21 protein-coding genes and 1 rRNA gene are annotated in these 18,294 nt (G+C 67.5%); 4 read left to right on the top strand and 18 right to left on the bottom strand.

Annotated features, from left to right (window positions below):
• Positions 1 to 132 (bottom strand): 16S ribosomal RNA (locus tag VLK61_RS24565); the annotation flags it as partial.
• Between the two features lie 437 nt (positions 133 to 569).
• The gene (ptsP, locus tag VLK61_RS24570) at positions 570 to 2,348 is read right to left on the bottom strand and encodes a phosphoenolpyruvate--protein phosphotransferase (RefSeq protein ID WP_325424921.1); all 1,779 of its coding nucleotides are present in this window, start codon (positions 2,346 to 2,348) and stop codon (positions 570 to 572) included.
• A 141-nt stretch (positions 2,349 to 2,489) separates the two neighbouring features.
• Here ptsP and VLK61_RS24575 point away from each other — a divergent pair, with 141 nt between their 5' ends.
• Positions 2,490 to 3,290: a GNAT family N-acetyltransferase gene (locus VLK61_RS24575; RefSeq protein ID WP_325424923.1), complete on the top strand. Its 801-nt coding sequence runs from the start codon at positions 2,490 to 2,492 to the stop codon at positions 3,288 to 3,290.
• 86 nt (positions 3,291 to 3,376) lie between these two features.
• Here VLK61_RS24575 and VLK61_RS24580 read toward each other — a convergent pair whose 3' ends face one another.
• From VLK61_RS24580 to VLK61_RS24595, 4 genes are read right to left on the bottom strand one after another with little or no spacing between them, the layout of a single operon-like run.
• Positions 3,377 to 3,646, bottom strand: coding sequence for an HPr family phosphocarrier protein (locus VLK61_RS24580; protein WP_325424925.1), 270 nt, complete (start codon positions 3,644 to 3,646; stop codon positions 3,377 to 3,379).
• On the bottom strand, positions 3,615 to 4,064 hold the full coding sequence (locus tag VLK61_RS24585) for a PTS sugar transporter subunit IIA (protein ID WP_325424926.1): 450 nt from the start codon (positions 4,062 to 4,064) through the stop codon (positions 3,615 to 3,617). Before VLK61_RS24585 ends, VLK61_RS24580 begins: the two co-directional genes overlap by 32 nt.
• A 24-nt stretch (positions 4,065 to 4,088) precedes the next feature.
• Positions 4,089 to 5,297 (bottom strand): MFS transporter, encoded by a 1,209-nt coding sequence (locus tag VLK61_RS24590; RefSeq protein WP_414636856.1) that lies wholly within the window; start codon positions 5,295 to 5,297, stop codon positions 4,089 to 4,091.
• A gap of 53 nt (positions 5,298 to 5,350) precedes the next feature.
• Positions 5,351 to 5,884, bottom strand: a complete 534-nt coding sequence (locus VLK61_RS24595) for a hypothetical protein (RefSeq protein WP_325424928.1) — start codon at positions 5,882 to 5,884, stop codon at positions 5,351 to 5,353.
• A 161-nt stretch (positions 5,885 to 6,045) separates the two neighbouring features.
• On the opposite strand from VLK61_RS24595, the gene VLK61_RS24600 reads away from it, so the two are divergent.
• Positions 6,046 to 7,092 carry a hypothetical protein gene (locus VLK61_RS24600; protein ID WP_325424929.1) on the top strand — a complete coding sequence of 349 codons (1,047 nt, stop codon included), beginning with the start codon at positions 6,046 to 6,048 and terminating at the stop codon, positions 7,090 to 7,092.
• A gap of 25 nt (positions 7,093 to 7,117) precedes the next feature.
• Here VLK61_RS24600 and VLK61_RS24605 read toward each other — a convergent pair whose 3' ends face one another.
• A complete protein-coding gene (locus VLK61_RS24605) occupies positions 7,118 to 7,795 on the bottom strand; it encodes a DUF4197 domain-containing protein (protein ID WP_325424931.1) in 678 nt (225 codons plus the stop codon).
• 16 nt (positions 7,796 to 7,811) lie between these two features.
• On the opposite strand from VLK61_RS24605, the gene VLK61_RS24610 reads away from it, so the two are divergent.
• Positions 7,812 to 8,324, top strand: a complete 513-nt coding sequence (locus tag VLK61_RS24610) for a TlpA family protein disulfide reductase (protein ID WP_325424933.1) — start codon at positions 7,812 to 7,814, stop codon at positions 8,322 to 8,324.
• Positions 8,325 to 8,330: 6 nt separating this feature from the next.
• On the opposite strand, the gene lipA is transcribed toward VLK61_RS24610, so the two are convergent.
• From lipA to VLK61_RS24665, 11 genes are all read right to left on the bottom strand, one after another.
• Entirely contained in the window at positions 8,331 to 9,323 is a 993-nt protein-coding gene (lipA, locus tag VLK61_RS24615; protein WP_325424935.1) for a lipoyl synthase, read from the bottom strand.
• Between the two features lie 32 nt (positions 9,324 to 9,355).
• The gene (gene lipB / locus VLK61_RS24620) at positions 9,356 to 10,042 is read right to left on the bottom strand and encodes a lipoyl(octanoyl) transferase LipB (protein ID WP_325424937.1); all 687 of its coding nucleotides are present in this window, start codon (positions 10,040 to 10,042) and stop codon (positions 9,356 to 9,358) included.
• A 59-nt stretch (positions 10,043 to 10,101) separates the two neighbouring features.
• Positions 10,102 to 10,944 (bottom strand): cupin domain-containing protein, encoded by an 843-nt coding sequence (locus VLK61_RS24625; RefSeq protein WP_325424939.1) that lies wholly within the window; start codon positions 10,942 to 10,944, stop codon positions 10,102 to 10,104.
• A 28-nt stretch (positions 10,945 to 10,972) separates the two neighbouring features.
• Positions 10,973 to 11,695: a sigma-70 family RNA polymerase sigma factor gene (locus VLK61_RS24630; RefSeq protein WP_325424941.1), complete on the bottom strand. Its 723-nt coding sequence runs from the start codon at positions 11,693 to 11,695 to the stop codon at positions 10,973 to 10,975.
• A 260-nt stretch (positions 11,696 to 11,955) separates the two neighbouring features.
• Positions 11,956 to 12,231, bottom strand: a complete 276-nt coding sequence (locus tag VLK61_RS24635; RefSeq protein WP_325424943.1) for a DUF493 family protein — start codon at positions 12,229 to 12,231, stop codon at positions 11,956 to 11,958.
• Positions 12,232 to 12,322: 91 nt separating this feature from the next.
• Positions 12,323 to 13,198, bottom strand: a complete 876-nt coding sequence (locus tag VLK61_RS24640) for a D-amino acid aminotransferase (RefSeq protein ID WP_325424945.1) — start codon at positions 13,196 to 13,198, stop codon at positions 12,323 to 12,325.
• 74 nt (positions 13,199 to 13,272) lie between these two features.
• Complete coding sequence (locus VLK61_RS24645; RefSeq protein ID WP_325424947.1) at positions 13,273 to 14,424, bottom strand: D-alanyl-D-alanine carboxypeptidase family protein; 1,152 nt, start codon at positions 14,422 to 14,424, stop codon at positions 13,273 to 13,275.
• Positions 14,425 to 14,436: 12 nt separating this feature from the next.
• Positions 14,437 to 15,051 carry an alpha/beta hydrolase gene (locus VLK61_RS24650; protein ID WP_325424949.1) on the bottom strand — a complete coding sequence of 205 codons (615 nt, stop codon included), beginning with the start codon at positions 15,049 to 15,051 and terminating at the stop codon, positions 14,437 to 14,439.
• A 20-nt stretch (positions 15,052 to 15,071) separates the two neighbouring features.
• Positions 15,072 to 15,398: a (2Fe-2S) ferredoxin domain-containing protein gene (locus VLK61_RS24655; protein WP_325424951.1), complete on the bottom strand. Its 327-nt coding sequence runs from the start codon at positions 15,396 to 15,398 to the stop codon at positions 15,072 to 15,074.
• A 26-nt stretch (positions 15,399 to 15,424) separates the two neighbouring features.
• The gene (locus VLK61_RS24660) at positions 15,425 to 16,543 is read right to left on the bottom strand and encodes a VanZ family protein (protein ID WP_325424953.1); all 1,119 of its coding nucleotides are present in this window, start codon (positions 16,541 to 16,543) and stop codon (positions 15,425 to 15,427) included.
• A 7-nt stretch (positions 16,544 to 16,550) separates the two neighbouring features.
• Positions 16,551 to 16,991, bottom strand: a complete 441-nt coding sequence (locus VLK61_RS24665; protein WP_325424955.1) for a CopD family protein — start codon at positions 16,989 to 16,991, stop codon at positions 16,551 to 16,553.
• A 281-nt stretch (positions 16,992 to 17,272) separates the two neighbouring features.
• Between VLK61_RS24665 and hemB the strand changes: the two genes are divergently transcribed.
• On the top strand, positions 17,273 to 18,277 hold the full coding sequence (gene hemB / locus VLK61_RS24670) for a porphobilinogen synthase (protein WP_325424957.1): 1,005 nt from the start codon (positions 17,273 to 17,275) through the stop codon (positions 18,275 to 18,277).
• The last annotated feature ends 17 nt before the right edge of the window (positions 18,278 to 18,294 follow it).

An 18,294-nucleotide genomic window follows, 5' to 3' on the forward strand; every position in this document is an offset into this window, starting at 1 on the left:
ACTGGGCACGTTCCGATATATTACTCACCCGTTCGCCACTCGTCGCCAGGTTGCCCCGCGTTACCGTTCGACTTGCATGTGTAAGGCATGCCGCCAGCGTTCAATCTGAGCCAGGATCAAACTCTTCAGTTCGATCTTGAAATTTTGCTCAAAGAATTGAAGTGAACTTCACTTCCATGAGCGTTTAAGGTCAGAAGACCATCGAGATTCACGGTTTTACCCGCTAGCCTCTTTGGCACTCGCCTTCAAACGCCCACGCTTATCGGCTGTTTGTTGTTAAAGAGCATCGCCTTTCGGCGTAGCTGACTCACTGTCAGCACAGAGATGGGATTATGACGCGAGTATTTAAACCTTGTCAACCATCTTTTCGCTTTGCTTGTCTGCGCCGTTTGTTGGCGCCTTCTTGCTGAGCGAAGCCTTAGATTCTTGCACGACTTTTTGTCCGTGTAAAGCGCTCTGGCTTTCTTCGCTGCTCTCTGCCTTGAGAACCAATAAGGTGTCGAAGCAGCGAAGCCCACGACTATAGCAGCGATTTGCCGGTTGCGCGCAAGTGTTGCGCGCGATCGCCCTCAGTTGGTGGCTGCGCGGCGATCAGACGCGCGGACAGCCAGGCGTTGCCACTCTGTTGCCGGGTCGTCGCTGGCCAGGACGGTGCCGAGGTTGGACGCCAGCCGCATGCTGTCTGCACGAAGGATGCGCTGCTTGACCAGCGACAGCTGCGCCGGATGCATCGAGAAGCTGCGCAGGCCCATCGCCAGCAGCAATTCCGTGAAGGCGACGTCACCCGCCATCTCCCCGCACACACTCACATGTTTGCCGGCCTTGATAGCAGTGCCGATCACGTCGGCGATCAGGCGCAGCACAGCGGGATGCCAGGGGTCGTAAAGATGGGCGACCGCTTCGTCCGCACGATCGATGGCCAGCGTGTACTGGATCAGATCATTGGTGCCGATCGAGACGAAATCGAAGTACCTCAGCAGCATCGGCAGCGTCATCGCCGACGCAGGCACTTCGATCATCGCGCCAAGCTCCACCTCGGTGAAAGGCTGCGCCCTGTCCTTCAGCTGCTGTTTCGCCCTCGCCAGCGCCTCGACGGTTGCAATGATCTCGCTGCGATGGGCCACCATCGGGATCAGCAGCCGGACCTTGCCATAGGCGCTGGCACGCAAGATGGCCCGCAGCTGCTGGCGGAACATCGCCGGCTCCGACAAGCTCCAGCGTATGGCACGCAAACCCAGCGCTGGATTGAGCGCGTGCTCGTGCCGCAATTCGTGCACGGTGAGCCTGTCCAGCGGCTTGTCCGCCCCGATGTCGACCGTGCGGATCGTCACCGGCAATCCATTCATGGCCTGGACCGCGGCCCGATAAGCTTCAAACTGCTCGTCCTCGTCCGGCAGGCTGCCGTCGCGGTTCATGAACAGGAACTCACTGCGAAACAGCCCAACACCCACAGCGCCGGCCGCCAGGGCCGCCGATGCATCACCGGGCAGTTCGATGTTGGCCAGCAACTCGACGGCCTGGCCGTCCACCGTGACCGAGGGCATGTGCCGCAAGCGGTCCAGTCGCGCACGCTCAAGTTCGCTCTGACGCTGGCGGAAGCGGTATTCCTCGAGCACGATCGGTGAAGGGTTGACCACCACGACTCCGGCGTCGCCATCGATGACCAGCCAGTCGTCCTGTCGAACCAGTCGGCTGGCCTCCCGCGCGCCGACGACGGCAGGAATGTCCAGGCTGCGCGCAACGATCGCGGTATGCGACGTGCGTCCACCGACGTCGGTGACAAAGCCGGTGAACACACTACCTTTGAACTGCAGCATGTCCGCGGGGGCGATGTCGTTGGCCACCAGCACCAGCGGGTCTTCGCCGGCAAAGTCGCGGGCGCCGCCGGCCAGCGGGATGCGGGGGTGTTCCTTGGCCAGCGCGCCGAGCAGTCGTTCGGCGACCTGTTCGATGTCGGCCTTGCGCTCGCGCAGGTACTCGTCTTCCATCTCGTCGAACTGTCGCGCCAGCACTTCTGTCTGGGCGGAGACGGCCCATTCGGCGTTGTAGTGACGATCCTGGATCCAGTGCTTGGTGGCGTCGGCCAGCGTTTCGTCGTGCAACAGCATCAGGTGCACGTCCAGCAGTGCCGCCAGTTCGCCCGGTGCGTCGCTGGGCAGGTCGCGCTTGAGCGCCGTCAACTCGCCGGCCACGGCATCGCGGGCATGGCGCAATCGCGAAATTTCCTCCTCGGCGCGCTCCGGCTCGACGAAATAGTGCGCCACATCGACGCGGCTGGAAGCGACCAGCACGGCCCGGCCGATGGCAATGCCGCGCGATACCGGGAGCCCGAAGACTTGGATGCTCATGCGCTGACTTTAGCAGTGCAATTCAGGCGATCGCCTCAGCGCCGTTGGCAGCCGCCATCATCGAACGGTCATGCGACTTTCACGGCTGCGTCACCGCCGCCGAACAGCATCGGGGTCTGTTGCCACCGCCAACGGCCCGCCATGGAACTGCCGACCCCCACATTGCCGATCACCGGCTTCACCGCCACGCCGCAGCGACACGCGCAAGCCGCCATCGAGGTGGTCTGGGCGCGGCATCTTGACGAAGTGCGCGCCGCGCAGCGCTTGCGCTACCGCGTGTTCGCGGACGAAATGGGTGCGCGGCTGGCGCCGATGGCCGGCACGCCACCAGGGCACGATGCCGATGTGTTCGACCGCTTCTGCGAACACCTGCTCGTGCGCACCACCGATGACGACCGCCGCCCGGGTCGCGTCATCGGCACCTACCGCGTGCTGACGCCCTGGGCAGCGGTGCGCGCGGGCGGGCTGTACAGCGAAACCGAGTTCGACCTGACCAGGCTGCGCAGCCTGCGCAGCGGCATGGTGGAACTGGGCCGGTCCTGCGTCGATCCGGATTGGCGTAGCGGCGGTGTGATCCTTGCGCTGTGGGCGGCGCTGGCGGAATTCATGCACCGCAATGCCCTGCACACGATGATCGGCTGCGCCAGCGTCGGCATGCGGGACGGCGGCCATGTGGCTGCCAGCCTGTGGGAGCGCCTGCGCCAGACTCATCTGGCAGATGTTGAGTACCAGGTTCGGCCGCGGCTGCCCTTGCCGGTGGACCAGTTGGAGCGCCATCATGAGGTCGAGGCGCCCGCCTTGATCAAGGGCTACCTGCGCTGCGGCGCGAAGGTGCTGGGACCGCCGGCCTGGGATCCCGACTTCAACACGGCCGACCTGCCGATGATGATGCGCCTGGCCGATCTTCCTGCGCGCTATCGCCGCCACTTCCTCGGCCGTTGAACGGCACACGGCGCCGGCAGCTCAGACTGCGTGGTCCGCCAACCAAGGGGTACATCCTCAGCCCGGCCGGGGCCGATTCCGCACGCTCACTGGCCCTCGCCGAACTTGTCGTCGATCAATGTGCGCAGAGCGGCCATCGCCGCCTCCTCATCCGCGCCGTCGGTCTCGATCTCGATCTCGGCCCCCATGCCGGCGGCCAGCATCATCACGCCCATGATGCTCTTGGCGTTGATGCGGCGGCCATTGCGGCTCATGTGCACTTCGCACTGAAAGCCTCCGGCAAGTTTGGTGAGTTTGGCCGATGCGCGGGCATGCAAGCCGAGCTTATTGCTGATGCTGATGGATGTCCGGATCATGGTTCGCAGGTTTCTGGGCCTGGTTCTGCGGGCGTGAGTTGGCGAGCTGCATCACGCCCTGCGTGGCACCGGCCACGGCCAGCGCAGCCACTTTGTCCAAGGGCTCCTGAAGATGCCCGAGTGCCCGCCACAGCATCGGCACGTTGACCCCCACCAACACCCGGACGCCCACCCTGTCGCCCAGCCGCCGGGCCACGTTGCAGGGCGTCGCGCCGAACACATCGGTGAGGATCAGCACTTCGGCCTCACCGAAGGATGCAAGCAAGGCTGCGGCCTGCTGTTCGACGGCCTCGGGCGCCTGGTCCGCATCGACATCGCAGACGGCCATGCCGGCAGCTGCTTCCGGAAACAGGTGCGCTGCCACGGCCTGCAATGCGCTGGCCAGCGGGGTGTGGGCAATGACGAGCAGATGGGGCATGGTGATGAGGGAGGGCGGCAACGATTATGAGCTTGCCGCAGTGGCGCGCGTCGTGTCGCCGCGGGAGGCACCGTACCAACGCAGCCACAGAAACGACACCAGGCAGCACAGCAGCAACAAGCCGAAGGTGGTACGGAAGGCCACGACCGGCGACCAGCCTGCCAGCCGCAGACCATCGATCAACAAGCCGATGCCCCATTGCAACGCGAACACCCCCGCGAAGATCACCAGGTTAAACGCCGACAGCGCCCGACCGGCCAGCGCCGGCGGAAACGCCTGCCCCACCGCGGGTTGGCTCAAGGACACCACGCTGGTCAAGACGCACCATAGCGCCCAGCCCCAGGCCCCTGCGGCCGGCCCCAGGCCGATGATCAAGCCCAGGCACAAAACGCCCAGCGGCCAAGCCCGACCGATGATGCGCTCGGCGGTCCAACCAGCGTGCACCAGACGCGGCATCACCAGGCCCCAGCCCAGAAAGGCCAGCAGCATGCTCAGGTTGACAGCGAACAGGCCCCGCGCCGCGTCTCCCGCACTGAGCTGCGCCACCTGCGTGAGCCAGGGGCCGATCCACAGCGATTGCAGGGCCAGCAGGCCGCCGTAACAAAAGAAGGCCAGCGGCGCCATGCGCACGAAGACCGGGTGCATGAACACGTCGCGGTAGCCGCTTGTCGCCGGCGCCGGCGCCGGCGACCGGGCACCATCCGCCGGCACCAGCGCGTGGATCAGCACCATGGCCAGCAGCAGCAGGCCCGCCACGGCAGCGAACAGGCCGCGCCAGCCCAACACCGGCAACAGCCACTGCACCGGCAGGGTCGACGACAGCATGCCCAGCGAGCCGGTCATCAGCATCCACGAGTTCGTGCGCAGTTGCGCGGCCTGGCCCAGGTGATGGCGGTAGCAGGTCAAGGGCGCCATCAGGCAGGCCGACACACCCAGGCCGATCAACAGGCGTGCCAGCAGAAGATGCACGAAGCTGGTCGATGCCGCGAACGCGGCGCAGCCGATCACCGCGACCGACAACAGCACCAACAAGACCCGCTTGGGTCCATGGCGGTCCAGCGCACTGCCCAAGGGCAATTGCATCGCTGAAAAGCCCAGGAAATACGCGCCGGCCAGCAGCCCCAACTCGCCGGCGCTCAATCGCAACTCATCGCTGAAGACAGGCGCCAGCGTGGCAGTGACAGCACGCAGCAGCGCCGAGAAAAAATAAGCAAAGGCGAAGGCCAGGAACATCGTGGCGGCAAGCCGGCCAGGCAGCGAGCCCCCGCTCGCGTCTGGACCGTCGCTCACGGTTGCACCGCCAGCGCATCCAGGAAGTTGCGGACCGCGTCGTCGCCAGGCCGTTCACCCACCACCGTGGCCTGGTAGACCCGCATGCCGTGCGCAAACACCACCCCCTGCGACACCACCGCTCGGCCGTCAGGCAAGGTGCCGTTCATGCGCCATTGCTGCGCCGCCGGCTGCGGCGTCATGCCCCGCACCTGGGCCGGCGACAGTGTCACGGCCTGCCCCCGCACGTTGGAACGGGCTGCCTCGATCAAGGCCACCAAGGCCGGCCCGACACGAGCCGGGTCGTCCAGTTCAGCGAAAGCCACCGCGAAGGTCCCGCCTTCGATCTGGCAGGCCAGCAAAGTCATCGCCACCGGTGCGCCGGCCAGTGCCACGCTGCGCTGGTGGCTTGCCGGCCGGCAGGGCATGGCCATGCGCAGGTGCGCGCCTTCAGGCTGCATCTCGCGCCAGTCGATCGCCGGAGAGCATGCCAGCAGCGTGGCCAGGCTCAAGGCCAGACCCAGGGCGGAACGGTGGCGACCGGCAAACATGGGGGGCTGATTATCTCGACAGCGCCATCCTTTCGATTCGTGACATATTTAACGGCTTCGCACATGCCCCCCGGACGCACGGGGTGGACACCCCCCTGTCGCGAACCCAGCATCGGCATCCCCGTTCACCACTTTCTGATCGCCCTCCGATGGAGCTTGGCATGAAGACCACCGATTCACCGGCCCGCACCGCCACGTTGCACGACATCGTGGGCCAGGTGGCCGCAGAGGTGGCAGCGCCTTTGACCCGTGCGCTGGAGCGGGTGAATGACCTGGTCGCCGGCCACAGCCTGTCAGCCGAAGAACTGCGAACCCTCGCCGAAGAAGTGGCGCATGCACGGCGCATCGGCATCCTCGGCCAGCAACTGGCCCGCCTGGCCTCCGGCCTGGTGCGCCAGGTGCAGGAGCCGCTGGACCTGACGCACACGCTACTGGAGTTGCTGGACGAACACCGGCAGGCCGCCGGCGCGGCCAGCGTCGTATTCGAAGACACGCTGTCCAACGCCACCGTGATGGGCGACACCAGCCTCATCAGCACGCTGCTGCGCGCGATGCTGGACTGGTGCAGCGAATGCGCGCTAACCCCTGCCGAACTGCGCCTGGACACCCGAACCACGGCGGCGCAAGCGGTGCTGATCTGCCGCTTCTCACGCCGGCCGCATGCCGCCGATGCCCGCGAGCCGCTGACCTGGCACTTGATGCAGTTCGCCGCCGATGCGCTGGGCGTGAAGCTGATGCTGGACACCACCAGCCTGCAGACGACCCTGACCCTGCTGTTCGAGCGCTTGGTGATCATGCCTGGCGCCGATGTGCAGGCCACCTCGTCCGACGCCCGCCTGCTGGCCGGCCGCCAGGTGCTGGTGATGGCCCCCGACCGCGACATCCGCAACCAGGTGCGGCTGGCAGTGCAGGGCCTGGACCTGATGGTGGACTACGTGACCTCGGTGGATGCCGCACGCGACTACTGCGCCGATGGCCTGCCCCACGCGGTGGTCTATGCCTCGACCTTGGCCGGCGCACCGCTGGACCGGTTGCGCCGCGCATTGCTCAGCGAAGCGGGCGCACCGCCTTTCATCGAAATCGCTGCGCAGGGCCATGGCTTCGAACCGGTGGCGCCTGGTGACACGGCGATCGCCAAGGTTGGCCTGGACGGCCTGGCGCAGGCCTTGCCCGCGGCTTTGATCATCGAGCTGTCGCGTCGGCGCTGATGAACAGGGCTCAGCGGAACAGGGTTCAGCGCCCGAACACCTTGCGCAGGATGGCGCTGCCGGTGCCCACCGGGTCCTGTCTGATCTTGCGCTCTTCCTCGCCGATCATCAGGTAGAGCCCGTCGAGCGATTTGCCGGTGACGTAACGCTCCACATTCGCGTCATCGCCCTTGAGCAGCCCCATCTTCGCCGCCCTGCCGGCCACCGCGTTGAACTTGCGCGCCAGCGCCACACGCTCGGTGGCCCGTGTGACGATGGGCAGGAATCTTTCGCCCAGTGGCGATCGGGTCTTGCGCTCGAAGAAGGCTGTGACGGCGTTGTCCGGCCCACGCACGATCTGCAGCGCATCTTCGACTGACATCGCCTTCACCGTTTGAACCAGCAAGGTCCTCGCCTCGGGTACCGCTGCTTCGGCGGCGCGGTTCATCGCCAGCACCAGTTCGTCGACCTTCTTCTGCTGCCCGGTGGCCTTTAGCAGCCCGGCAGCGTCCTCGAGCACACCGGGCAAGGGAATGCGCACCTTCGGGTTGCCGAAGAAACCGTCGGTCCGGCCCAGCAGACCGATGGCGGCCAGCGCACCACGTTCCAGCGCCGCCCGCACACCACCAGCGGCATCGCTCTCGCTCAGGTTCGCAGCCCATGACGGTGAGGGGCTCACCCCCCCGAGCGCCAGCAGGGCTGGCGTAAACTGCCTTCGCCTCATCGCAAGGCCTCCGTTCATGAAGCTGTCTCGCCGCCATCTTGCCACCGCGGCCGCCCTGGTTGCGGTGAGCGCGGGTATCGGCGTTTGGCTGGCCACCGGTGCGGCGCGCGCGGTGGCGCCGGCCGTCGACTACACGGTGCTCGACGGCACGCGGCTGAACCTGGCGCAGCTCAAGGGCAAGGTGGTGCTGATCAACTTCTGGGCCACCAGCTGCACGACCTGCGTTCACGAAATGCCGCAGGTCGTGGCGACCTACGAGAAGTACCGCAAACGCGGCTACGACACGCTGGCCGTGGCGATGGAATACGACGCGCCGGCGGCCGTGGCCGACTTCGCCGAAAGCCGCAAGCTGCCCTTTGCAGTGGCGATCGACAACACCGGCGAGATCGCCGAGCGTTTTGGCGAGGTCAAGCTCACACCGACCTCGGTGCTGATCAACAGGCGCGGCGAGGTCGTCAAGCGCTATGTCGGTGAGCCCGACTTCGCGGCCCTGCAAACGCTGATCGAACGCCTGCTGGCCGAGACCTGAAGCGGGTCAGACCGCGTTGCTGACGCCGGCCTCGGCGGCCTGCTTGTCGGCGTGGTAGCTCGATCGCACCATCGCGCCGACAGCGGCATGCGTGAAGCCCATCTTCACCGCCTCGGCCTCGAACATCTTGAAAGTGTCCGGGTGCACATAGCGCCGCACCGGCAGGTGGTGGCCCGAGGGCGCCAGGTACTGGCCGATGGTCAGCATGTCGATGTCGTGCGCGCGCATGTCGCGCATGACTTGCAGGATCTCGTCGTCGGTCTCGCCCAGGCCGACCATCAGCCCGCTCTTGGTCGGCACATCCGGGTGCAGGGCCTTGAACTTCTTCAGCAGGTTCAGGCTGAAGGCATAGTCGCTGCCCGGCCGGGCTTCCTTGTACAGGCGCGGCGCGGTCTCGAGGTTGTGGTTCATCACATCCGGCGGCGCGGCCTTCAGGATTTCCAGCGCGCGATCGTCTCTGCCGCGGAAATCCGGCACCAGGATCTCGATGCGCGTGGCCGGCGACAAGGCCCGCACCCGCTCGATGCAGGCGACGAAGTGGCCGGCGCCGCCATCGCGCAAATCGTCCCGGTCGACGCTGGTGATGACCACGTACTTCAGCTTCAGCGCGGCAATGGTCTTGGCCAGGTTCTCCGGCTCGTTGCCGTCCAGCGGGTCGGGCCGGCCGTGGCCGACATCGCAGAACGGGCAGCGCCGCGTGCACTTGTCGCCCATGATCATGAAGGTGGCCGTGCCCTGGCCGAAGCATTCACCGATGTTCGGGCACGAGGCTTCTTCACACACCGTGTGCAGCTTGTGCTCGCGCAGGATCTGCTTGATCTCGTAGAAGCGCGTGCTCGGTGAGCCGGCCTTGACGCGGATCCAGTCCGGCTTCTTCAGCGTTTCGGCGGCCACCACCTTGATCGGGATGCGCGCGGTCTTGGCCTGCGCCTTCTGCTTGGCGCTGGCATCGTAGTGCTCGCCGGTCTGGGCCTGGTGGACGACGTTTTCGGTGGCCATGCGCTGCTCGTGGGGTGGGGAGTTGGGGGCTGTCAGGGGCTCAGGTGGGTGGCCAGGCGGTCACCCAGTTGCTGCGCGATCGCCGCCCAGCTGGAAGAAACGCCGAGTGTAGCGAGGTCGATCGTGCGCAGCCCCGGGTAGCCGCAAGGGTTGATGCGTTCGAAGGGGCTGAGGTCCATCGCCACGTTCAGCGCCACACCGTGGTAGCTGCAATGCCGGCTGACCTTGATGCCCAGCGCGGCGATCTTGCCCAGCCCGCGGAACGGGTCGTCCCCAGGCGCCGGTCCGGTCAGCGCGGCGTGGCTGCGCGGATCGTCCAGCCGCACGTAGATGCCGGGGGCGCCGGCAACGCGGTGGCCGGTGAGGCCCTGCGCCTCCAGCACCTTCAGCACGCAGTGCTCCAGCCGGTAGACGTATTCCTTGACGTAGATGCCCAGGCGGCGCAGATCGATCAGCGGGTAGGCGACCACCTGGCCGGGCCCGTGGTAGGTGACCTGGCCGCCGCGGTTGGTGGCGACCACCGGGATGCCGCCTGGGTTCAGCACATGCTCAGGCTTGCCGGCCAGGCCCTGGGTGTACACCGGCTCGTGCTCGACCAACCAGATCTCGTCGGGCGTCTGCTCATCGCGCGCGGCCGTGAAGTCGCGCATCGCCTGCTCGGTTTCGGCATAGGGCCGGCGGCCGAGCATCAGCAGGCGGGGGGCGATCGAAACAGACATCGCCGCACTGTAGCGGCTGGGCGCCCGCGCAGGCGCTCAGGCCCGCGCAGGGCTGCCATTCACTCGGCCCGGATGTCGAGTTCCAGGTCGCCGTGTGCGAACAGCAACAGCCCGGTGTCGGTACTGACGCCGCCGTGCACCGAGCCGGCCGGCGCCAACTGGTATTCGCCCGGGCGCAGCAGCACATCGTCGAGGAAGATGTCGCCTTCGAGCATCAGGCACTCCTCGTCGTGGCCATGGCCGTGGCGCGGCACCTGCGCGCCTGGCAGCGCGTGGTACAGCAAGGCAGCTTCACCGCCGACGGTCCACATCACACGGCGTTTGATGCCGGGCGCGAAGTCGTCCCAAGCGCTGTCGGCATCCCGCACGGTGACGGTCTGCAGGGCACGATCACCGGCCCGCGGTGCTTCGCGCAGGTAGAACCGGGCACCGCCCTCGCTGACCACCGAAGCCATGTCGTCGCCCACCGGCAGCAGATGGAAGTCGCGCACGGCCAGGCTCAGGCCGCCGACAGCCAGGCTGCCGGACAGCGCCAGCCACTCCGAGCGTTCATCGCGGCGCAGGTCCGGCACCCAACGCGCTCCCGGCGCGAGCTCGATGATGCGCACACGCCGCGGCTCGCCAGGCCGCAGCTGGCGGCTGGCCGCCTCGTACAGCGTGCGCGCGCTGACGCCATCGGCCAGTTCCTCGGGCGGTGCATCCTTGCGGCGCACGGTGATGAAGGCGCGGCTCGCTCGCGCGCTGCGCGTCACGCGGTCGAGCACCCGTTCGCGCAGGATGGCAGGCCGGCCGGCGTCCTGCCGCCAGGCGGCGGCGAAGGCTTCGCCCAGCAGCCCCAGGCACTCGTCGTCGTCGAGCGGATCGGGCGCGGGGCGCGGCGGTGGCAGGCGTTCGTGGGTCATGGTGAGCTCGGCTGCAGGCGACTGAGGGTCAACAGCGGGAGGGGGTGTCGTCCAGCAGTTGGCGCAACTGCTGCAGCGACCGCCGGATCAGGGACTTCACGGTGCCCAGCGGCATGGCCGCCTGGGCGGCGATTTCTTCATGCGTGAGGCCGCGGAAGAAAGCCAGCGCGATCAGCTGGCGCGCCTTGGGCTCCAGCCCAGCGATCGCTGCATGCACGCGCTGCTCGCCGCGCGTGGCTTGGAGCAGGTCATGGGCCGGCAAGGCAGCTTGGGCATCGTCTTCCAGCGCGCCCTCCTCAGGCATTTCGGCATGCTGGAAACGCTCATCGCGGCGCAATGCGTCGATCGCGCGGGAGCGGCCGATGGCCAGCAGCCAGGTGATCACCTTGCCGCGCGCCGCTTCGAAGCGCGACGCTTGCCGCCAGGCCTGCCAGAAGGTGTCTTCGACCACCTCTTCGGCCAGCGCGGCACGGCGCGTGATGCGCAGCACCAGGCCGTAGACGCGCGCGCTGGTCGCGTCGTACAGCGCGGCCAGGGCCCGCTCGTCGCGGTCGACGATGCGCTCGATCAGGGCCACCAGCGCCACCTCGTCGGCTTCCGGCGCCTGCTGGCGGCGCGCCAGGCCATCGGCCACGAAGGCCTCGTCGTTGACCGCGTCAGCGGCGACATCCGGTGCCTCGTCGTCGAACAAGGCCGGCGCCGCCGCGCCCGCCGACAGGAAAGGCTCGCTCAGGGTCAGGGCCGGCCTCATGGCGCGGTCCGGTGCGCCGGGCTCAGGCGCGGCAAGGTCGGGGCAGCACAGCTCATCCGGGACTCTCCGTCGTGTGGACGCCAGCGCCGCTCGGCGCGGCAATGGCACGACGTTGGGCATACGCCGGACCGGCGGGCCCGGATTCAAATCCACCCGATCCTGTCGGGATTGCGGCGCGTTGTCGGCGATCGGCATGGCGGGCTGTCCTTCCCCCTGCCTACGGCAACCGATCCCCGCGTGGATTCAACCGCGGCGCAGATTCACAACACGACCTTGACCAGCGGATGCGTCGACAGCGTGCGGTACAGCTCGTCCAACTGCTCGCGGCTGGTGGCGGTGACGGTGATCGTGATGCCGACGTAGCGGCCCCCGCTGCTGGGGCGCAATTCGATCGTCGCGGCATCGAAGGCCGGGTCGAAAGCCCGTGCCACGGCGATGATGGCCTCGACAAAACCTTCCGCCTGCGCTCCCATCACCTTGATCGGAAAGGCGCTGGGGTAGGTGATCAGCGATTGTTCGGGCGGTATCTCGCGCATCTTTCGGGAGCGTCTCTCAAGGAAATGTGGCTCTGCCACTTTGCTTGACCCCCTCGGGGGGCCTGACGCGAAGCGGCAGGTTTGGGGGTGCTCAGATCGATTGTTCGCGCTTGGCGCGCTGATAGGCCTCGTACAGCCGACCATAGACCGGCCCGGGCTTGCCGCGCAGCGCGCCATGGCCGACCAGTTCGCCGTCAAGCCGCGTGACGGGCAACACTTCCTTGGTCGCGGAGCTGAGCAGCAACTCGTCGGCCGCCAGCACGTCGGCTTCGGACAAGGGGCGCAGGTTGTAGGCCACGCCGCAGTCTTCACACAACTCGGCCAGCAGGTCGACACGGATGCCTTCGAGCAGGTATTCGCTCTTCGGTGGCCCGAGCAGCGCGCCTTCATGCACCACCCAGACGTTGCTGCTGGAGGCTTCGGTCAGCCAGCCGTCGCGGAACAGGATGGTCTCGGCCGCCCCCTTGTCGGCCGACATCTGCCGCGCCATCACGTTGCCGAGCAGGGAAATGCTCTTGATGTCGCCGCGCTCCCAGCGGAAATCCCGCGCGGTGACGCAGGCCACGCCCTGGTGGCGCTGCTCGGCGGTGGCCGGCTTCATCGGGTTGCTCATCATGAACACCGTGGGCGTCAGGCCCTCCAGCATCACGTGATCGCGCGGCGCCACGCCGCGGGTGATCTCGACGTAGACCACCTGGTCGTCCGCCGGGTGGGCAGCGATCAGTTCACGCGCGATCGCCAGCCAGCGTTCGCGGCGGTGCGGATTGCCGATGCGCAGCTTCGCAAGATTGCGCTCCATGCGGTCCATGTGCTCGTCGAAGCGGAACAGACGGCGGCCGTAGACCGGCAGCGCTTCATAGATGCCGTCGCCGAACAGGAAGCCGCGGTCGAGCACGGACACCTTGGCGTCGCACAACGGCAGGGTCTGGCCGTTCAGGTGGCAGAGCGTGTCGGGCAGGCTGGGCATCGCGGACCTTTCTCAACGCACAGTGAATGGCAGCTTAGCCGAACGCGGCGCCATCGGGGCATCCCTTGACTGCATCATTTGATCCACAGCCGGATCGAATCCCAGGCCCGGCCCAGCAGGCCGGCCTGCTCGACCGGCTCCAGCACGACCAGCGGCACCGCGGCCACCGCGACGCCACCTTGCGTGCTGACCTTGATCGTGCCGACGCGCTGGCCCTTGGCCAGCGGCGCGACCAGCGGGTCACTGCGCTCAAGCGTGGTCTTGAGCTTGTCGCCCTCGCCCTTGGGCACGGTGACGACCATCGCGCCCATGGCGCCGAGTTCGGCCATCGGCGTCTTGCCCTTCCACACCGGCACGCTGGCCGCGGCCTTGCCGGCCGCGAACAGGCGCACGCCGTCCCAGGCGCTGTAGCCCCAGTTCAGCAGCTTCTGGCTTTCGCCGGCGCGGGCCTCGCGCGAAGCCGTCCCCAGCACCACGCTGAGCAGGCGGCGCTTGCCATTGGGCATCTCGCGCACCGCGCTGGCGATCAGGCAATAACCGGCAGCTTCGGTATAACCGGTCTTCATGCCGTCGACCGTGGGGTCGCGGCCCAGCAGCATGTTGCGGTTGTCCTGCTTGATGTTGTTGAAGGTGGACTGGCGGATCGAGTAGTAACTGGCGTAGTACTCGGGAAAGTCGCGCAGCACATGCGCGGCGATCACGGCCAAGTCGCGTGCGCTGCTGTAGTGGCCCGGCTCGGTGAGGCCGGTGACGTTCTTGAACTGCGAGTTCTTCAGCCCCCAGGCCTGGGCTTGGCGGTTCATCAGGCCGACGAACACGTCCAGCGAGCCGGCCACGCCTTCGGCCAGCGCCACGGCGGCATCGTTGCCGGAAATGGCGATCATGCCGCGCAGCAGTTCATCGACCTTGGGCGTCATCTTCGGGTCGATGAACATCAGCGAGCCGCCGCCTTTGCGCTCGCTCCAGGCCCGCACGGAAACCGGCAGCGTCTGTTCCAGCGTGATCTTCTTGGCCTTCAGCGCGTCGAACACCAGCCAGGCCGTCATCAGCTTGGTCAGCGACGCCGGGTCGGTCTGCGCATCGGCTGCGCGTTCGGCCAGCACCTGGTCGCTGGTGACGTCCATCAGCACGTAGTTCTTCGCCGCCACTTCGGGCGGCTGCGGGGCCTGGGCCAAAGCGGTGGCCACGCTGGCGATGGCCAGCACAAAAATCAACAGTCGTTTCATGGAGGGAAAAGTTCAGCGGTGCCAGGCCTGCACGACCTGGTTCTTCAACAACGTGAGTTGTCCGTGGAAAAAATGGCCGACGCCGGGCAGCACGATCACCGGCAGCACCTGCGGCCGTGCCCAGGCCAGCGTGGCCGCGAGCGGGACCACTTCATCGGCCTCGCCATGCACCACCACAGTATCGGGCGGCACGGCAGGCAGGTCGAAACGACTGGTAGCCGGGCCGACCAGCACCAGGCGCTCGACAGGCGCTGCATCGGCCAGCCGGCGCGTGACTTCGGCGGCGACAAAACCACCAAAGGAAAAGCCACCCAGCGCCAGCGGCAGCGCGGGGTCGCGCAGCGCAGCGATCGCCGCCAGTGCGTCGTCGACCTCGCCGCGGCCTTCGTCCCACGCGCCGGCCGATGCGCCGACGCCGCGGAAGTTGAAGCGCACCGCGCGGTAGCCCAATTGCACGAAGGCCCGGGCCAGCGTCTGCACCACCTTGTTGTCCAGCGTGCCGCCATGCTGCGGATGCGGATGGCACAGCACGACGACGCCGCGCGGCGCGCCGGCCGGCTGGTCGATCGCACACTCGATCGCACCGGCGGGGCCGGCCACCGTGATCCGTTGCGTGTCGCGGTTCATGGCATCCCTGATACGAGGTTTCAGCGGCCCACGTCGGGCGGCAGCAGCAGGCGTTCGACCACCTGGCCCCGCTGCAGATGCGACTCGACGATCTCGTCGATGTCGGCCTGGTCGACGTAGGTGTACCAGACGGCTTCGGGGTAGACCACCGCCACCGGCCCACCGGCACAGCGGTCCAGGCAGCCGGCCTTGTTGATGCGCACACCGCCCGGGCCGGTCAGGCCGGCGGCCTTGACCTTGGACTTGCAGTGGTCGAAGGCGGCTTGCGCGTCATGCTGGGCACAGCAGGCCTCGCCGTTGGCCCGCTGGTTCAGGCAGAAGAACACGTGGTGCTTGTAGTAGCTCATTGAGGCCGGATTGTAGAGATCGGCCTTCAATCCACGGCTCGCAGCCGCCCCAGCAGCCAGGCCATCGCGGCATAGGGCCAGAGCCAGCCCACCCAGCGCGCCAGGCCATGGAAGCGGATGAAGCGGCCCTGTTCCCAGCCTTGCAGGCTTTGTGCGAAGTACGGGTCGGTCGGCGCCTGGTGCACCAGCATCACCAGCCCGGTCAAGGCCACCAGGGCCAGGCCGCCGGCCAGGCGCGGGCCTATCCACACCAGCGACAGGGCCACCAGCCCCGCCGTGACCAGCGCCACCAGCGCATCGGGCGTGGCCCAGGCCCAGGCATGGTCGGGACCGAAGTTCAGCACGGTGGACAGCGTGGTCGCCACCAGCGCGATGAGCGGTGCGCCAATCGCCAGCAGCCCACGCCGCCAGCCCGGCCGCGACGCGGCATACACCAGCAGGCACGGCGCCAGCAGGCCCAGCGCCGTGGCCAGGCCTTCGGACAGCACCGACAGGCGCTGCGTCAGCGCCGCCGTCTGCAGCCAGTCGACCGCACGCTCGGCCCAGGGCACGCCGTCCATCAGCGCCAGCGCCACTTCGCGCAGCCGGCCGCCGATCTGACCCAGGCCCAGCGGCACCGGCGTCGGGATCAGCAGCGCCACCGGCCACAGCAGCAGCAGCACCACGGCCCCGGTGCCGCCGCGCTCCAGCCAGCGGTCATGCGTGCGCGACCAGCGCGCCGGCAGGCCGGTGGCCACCAGCAGGAGGGCCGCCACGGCGCCCAGCGTCGCACCGCCGGTGTTGAGCACCCAGTCCATCAGCGAAGGCACGCGCTGCGGCAGCAGCTGTTGCGTCACCTCCAGCAGGTAGGACACCCCGGCGCCGGCCAGCACCGCCCGCCCGGTCGCCAGCGCCCAGTGCTGCCCGCCGCGCAGCGCGCCCAGGCCCACCAGCAGGCCCAGCGGCAGGTAGCCCAGCAGGTTGGACATGACATCGAAACGATCCCACCAGCGCGGCCAGCGCAGTCGCATCAGGTCGGCCAGGCCCGCCCCCGGCGGCCAGCGCCAGTTGTCGAACGGGAACAGGCTGGCATAGACCACCAGCGCCAGCCACAGCACCGCCAGCGGTACCGCGGCGCTGCGCTGCTGGAGGCCGGGCGGGCGCATCACGCGCTCAGAACGGCTTGACGACCACCAGCAGCACGATGGCCGTGAACAGCAGCACGCCGATCTCGTTGAACACCCGGTACCAGCGGTGGCTGCGGCGGTTGGCCAGCTGTTCGAAGCGCCGCAGCTGCACGGCGCAGACATGCTGGTAGCCGATCACTCCCACCACCAGCAACAGCTTGGCATGCAGCCAGTACTGCGCCGCGCCGCGGCCGATGCCGAAGCCCAGCCAGAGCACGCCGCCCAGCACCAAGGCCACCGCCATCAGCAGGTTCGTGAAGCGGTAGAGCTTGCGCGCCATCAGCAGCAGGCGCTCACGCTCGGCATGGCTGTCGTTGGGCACCATCGCCAGGTTGACGAACAGGCGCGGCAGGTAAAACAAGCCGGCGAACCAACTGGCGACAAAGACGATATGGAAAGCCTTGACCCAGAGGTACGCGCTGCTCATGAAAACGATTATCAGCGGCGGCCCGGGATGGCCAGAAAAAAAGAACCCCGGCCACAGGCCGGGGTCGCAAGCCTTAACGCTGTCATCACGGTAAGGCACCTGCTCAGGGAGGAAAAGCAGGGAATGACACCCTTGCGGCTATCATTCACTGTCAATATTAGCAGATCAGGCCGGTTTGCACACCCGTCTGCGGTCAGGGCAAACGAGGATTTGTTCTCCTCCAAGCGCTTGATCTGGGTCGGGTCCAAGCCTGCGCGCACCTGCCCTCTGGAGCTTTGCCGATGCAAACCCCGCCACCCTTCCCCGTCAGCCGGCCACGCCGCCTGCGCCGCGATGCCTTCACCCGCGAACTGGTGCGCGAGAGCCGCCTTCACCCCTCGGACCTGATCTTTCCGGTGTTCGTGCTCGACGGCCACAACCAGGCCCAGGACGTGGCCAGCATGCCGGGCGTGCAGCGCCTGTCGCTGGACCGGCTGCTGCCCTTGGCCGAACAGTGCGTGGCACTGGGCGTGCCGGTGATGGCGCTGTTCCCGGTGATCGACCCGGCCCTGAAAAGCCCTGACGGTTGCGAGGCCACCAACCCCGAGGGCCTGGTGCCACGCGTGGTGCGCGCGCTGAAGGACCGCTTCCCGACGCTGGGCCTGCTGACCGACGTGGCGCTGGACCCGTTCACCTCCCACGGCCAGGACGGCCTGCTGGACGACACCGGCTACATCCTGAACGACGCCACCGTCGCGGTGCTGCGCGCGCAGGCGCTGGTGCAGGCCCAGGCCGGCGTCGACATCGTCGCGCCCAGCGACATGATGGACGGCCGCATCGGCGCGATCCGCGGCGCGCTGGAAGAAGCCGGCCTGATCCACACCCGCATCATGGCCTACAGCGCCAAGTACGCGTCCGCCTTCTACGGCCCGTTCCGCGACGCCGTCGGCAGCAAGGGCAACCTGGGCAAGAGCGACAAGAAGGTCTATCAGATGGACCCCGGCAACAGCGACGAAGCGCTGCGCGAAGTGGCGCTGGACATCGCCGAAGGCGCCGACATGGTGATGGTCAAGCCCGGCATGCCCTACCTCGACATCGTGCGCCGCGTGAAGGACGAGTTCCGCGTGCCGACCTTCGCCTACCAGGTCAGCGGCGAATACGCGATGCTGAAGGCCGCGGCCGCCAATGGCTGGCTGGAGCACGATGCGGTGATGATGGAATCTCTGCTGGCCTTCAAGCGCGCCGGCGCCGATGGCGTGCTGAGCTACTTTGCACTGGACGCCGCGCGTTTGTTGCGCGAAGCCTGAACCGGATCAGCGCGCCG

The organism is Aquabacterium sp. (assembly GCF_035476535.1).
Lineage (GTDB): Bacteria > Pseudomonadota > Gammaproteobacteria > Burkholderiales > Burkholderiaceae_C > Pseudaquabacterium.

Bases quoted from the DNA above. Each gene is read 5' to 3' on its own strand.
- VLK61_RS24610 (WP_325424933.1), top strand. From the start codon at position 7,812: ATGAAGCTGTCTCGCCGCCATCTTGCCACCGCGGCCGCCCTGGTTGCG.
- VLK61_RS24585 (WP_325424926.1), bottom strand. From the start codon at position 4,064: ATGCCCCATCTGCTCGTCATTGCCCACACCCCGCTGGCCAGCGCATTG.
- VLK61_RS24590 (WP_414636856.1), bottom strand. From the start codon at position 5,297: ATGTTCCTGGCCTTCGCCTTTGCTTATTTTTTCTCGGCGCTGCTGCGT.
- VLK61_RS24595 (WP_325424928.1), bottom strand. From the start codon at position 5,884: ATGTTTGCCGGTCGCCACCGTTCCGCCCTGGGTCTGGCCTTGAGCCTG.
- VLK61_RS24640 (WP_325424945.1), bottom strand. From the start codon at position 13,198: ATGCCCAGCCTGCCCGACACGCTCTGCCACCTGAACGGCCAGACCCTG.
- VLK61_RS24630 (WP_325424941.1), bottom strand. From the start codon at position 11,695: ATGAGGCCGGCCCTGACCCTGAGCGAGCCTTTCCTGTCGGCGGGCGCG.
- VLK61_RS24660 (WP_325424953.1), bottom strand. From the start codon at position 16,543: ATGCGCCCGCCCGGCCTCCAGCAGCGCAGCGCCGCGGTACCGCTGGCG.
- VLK61_RS24645 (WP_325424947.1), bottom strand. From the start codon at position 14,424: ATGAAACGACTGTTGATTTTTGTGCTGGCCATCGCCAGCGTGGCCACC.
- lipA (WP_325424935.1), bottom strand. From the start codon at position 9,323: ATGGCCACCGAAAACGTCGTCCACCAGGCCCAGACCGGCGAGCACTAC.
- VLK61_RS24665 (WP_325424955.1), bottom strand. From the start codon at position 16,991: ATGAGCAGCGCGTACCTCTGGGTCAAGGCTTTCCATATCGTCTTTGTC.
- VLK61_RS24635 (WP_325424943.1), bottom strand. From the start codon at position 12,231: ATGCGCGAGATACCGCCCGAACAATCGCTGATCACCTACCCCAGCGCC.
- VLK61_RS24605 (WP_325424931.1), bottom strand. From the start codon at position 7,795: ATGAGGCGAAGGCAGTTTACGCCAGCCCTGCTGGCGCTCGGGGGGGTG.
- VLK61_RS24655 (WP_325424951.1), bottom strand. From the start codon at position 15,398: ATGAGCTACTACAAGCACCACGTGTTCTTCTGCCTGAACCAGCGGGCC.
- VLK61_RS24580 (WP_325424925.1), bottom strand. From the start codon at position 3,646: ATGATCCGGACATCCATCAGCATCAGCAATAAGCTCGGCTTGCATGCC.
- lipB (WP_325424937.1), bottom strand. From the start codon at position 10,042: ATGTCTGTTTCGATCGCCCCCCGCCTGCTGATGCTCGGCCGCCGGCCC.
- VLK61_RS24650 (WP_325424949.1), bottom strand. From the start codon at position 15,051: ATGAACCGCGACACGCAACGGATCACGGTGGCCGGCCCCGCCGGTGCG.
- VLK61_RS24575 (WP_325424923.1), top strand. From the start codon at position 2,490: ATGGAACTGCCGACCCCCACATTGCCGATCACCGGCTTCACCGCCACG.
- ptsP (WP_325424921.1), bottom strand. From the start codon at position 2,348: ATGAGCATCCAAGTCTTCGGGCTCCCGGTATCGCGCGGCATTGCCATC.
- hemB (WP_325424957.1), top strand. From the start codon at position 17,273: ATGCAAACCCCGCCACCCTTCCCCGTCAGCCGGCCACGCCGCCTGCGC.
- VLK61_RS24600 (WP_325424929.1), top strand. From the start codon at position 6,046: ATGAAGACCACCGATTCACCGGCCCGCACCGCCACGTTGCACGACATC.
- VLK61_RS24625 (WP_325424939.1), bottom strand. From the start codon at position 10,944: ATGACCCACGAACGCCTGCCACCGCCGCGCCCCGCGCCCGATCCGCTC.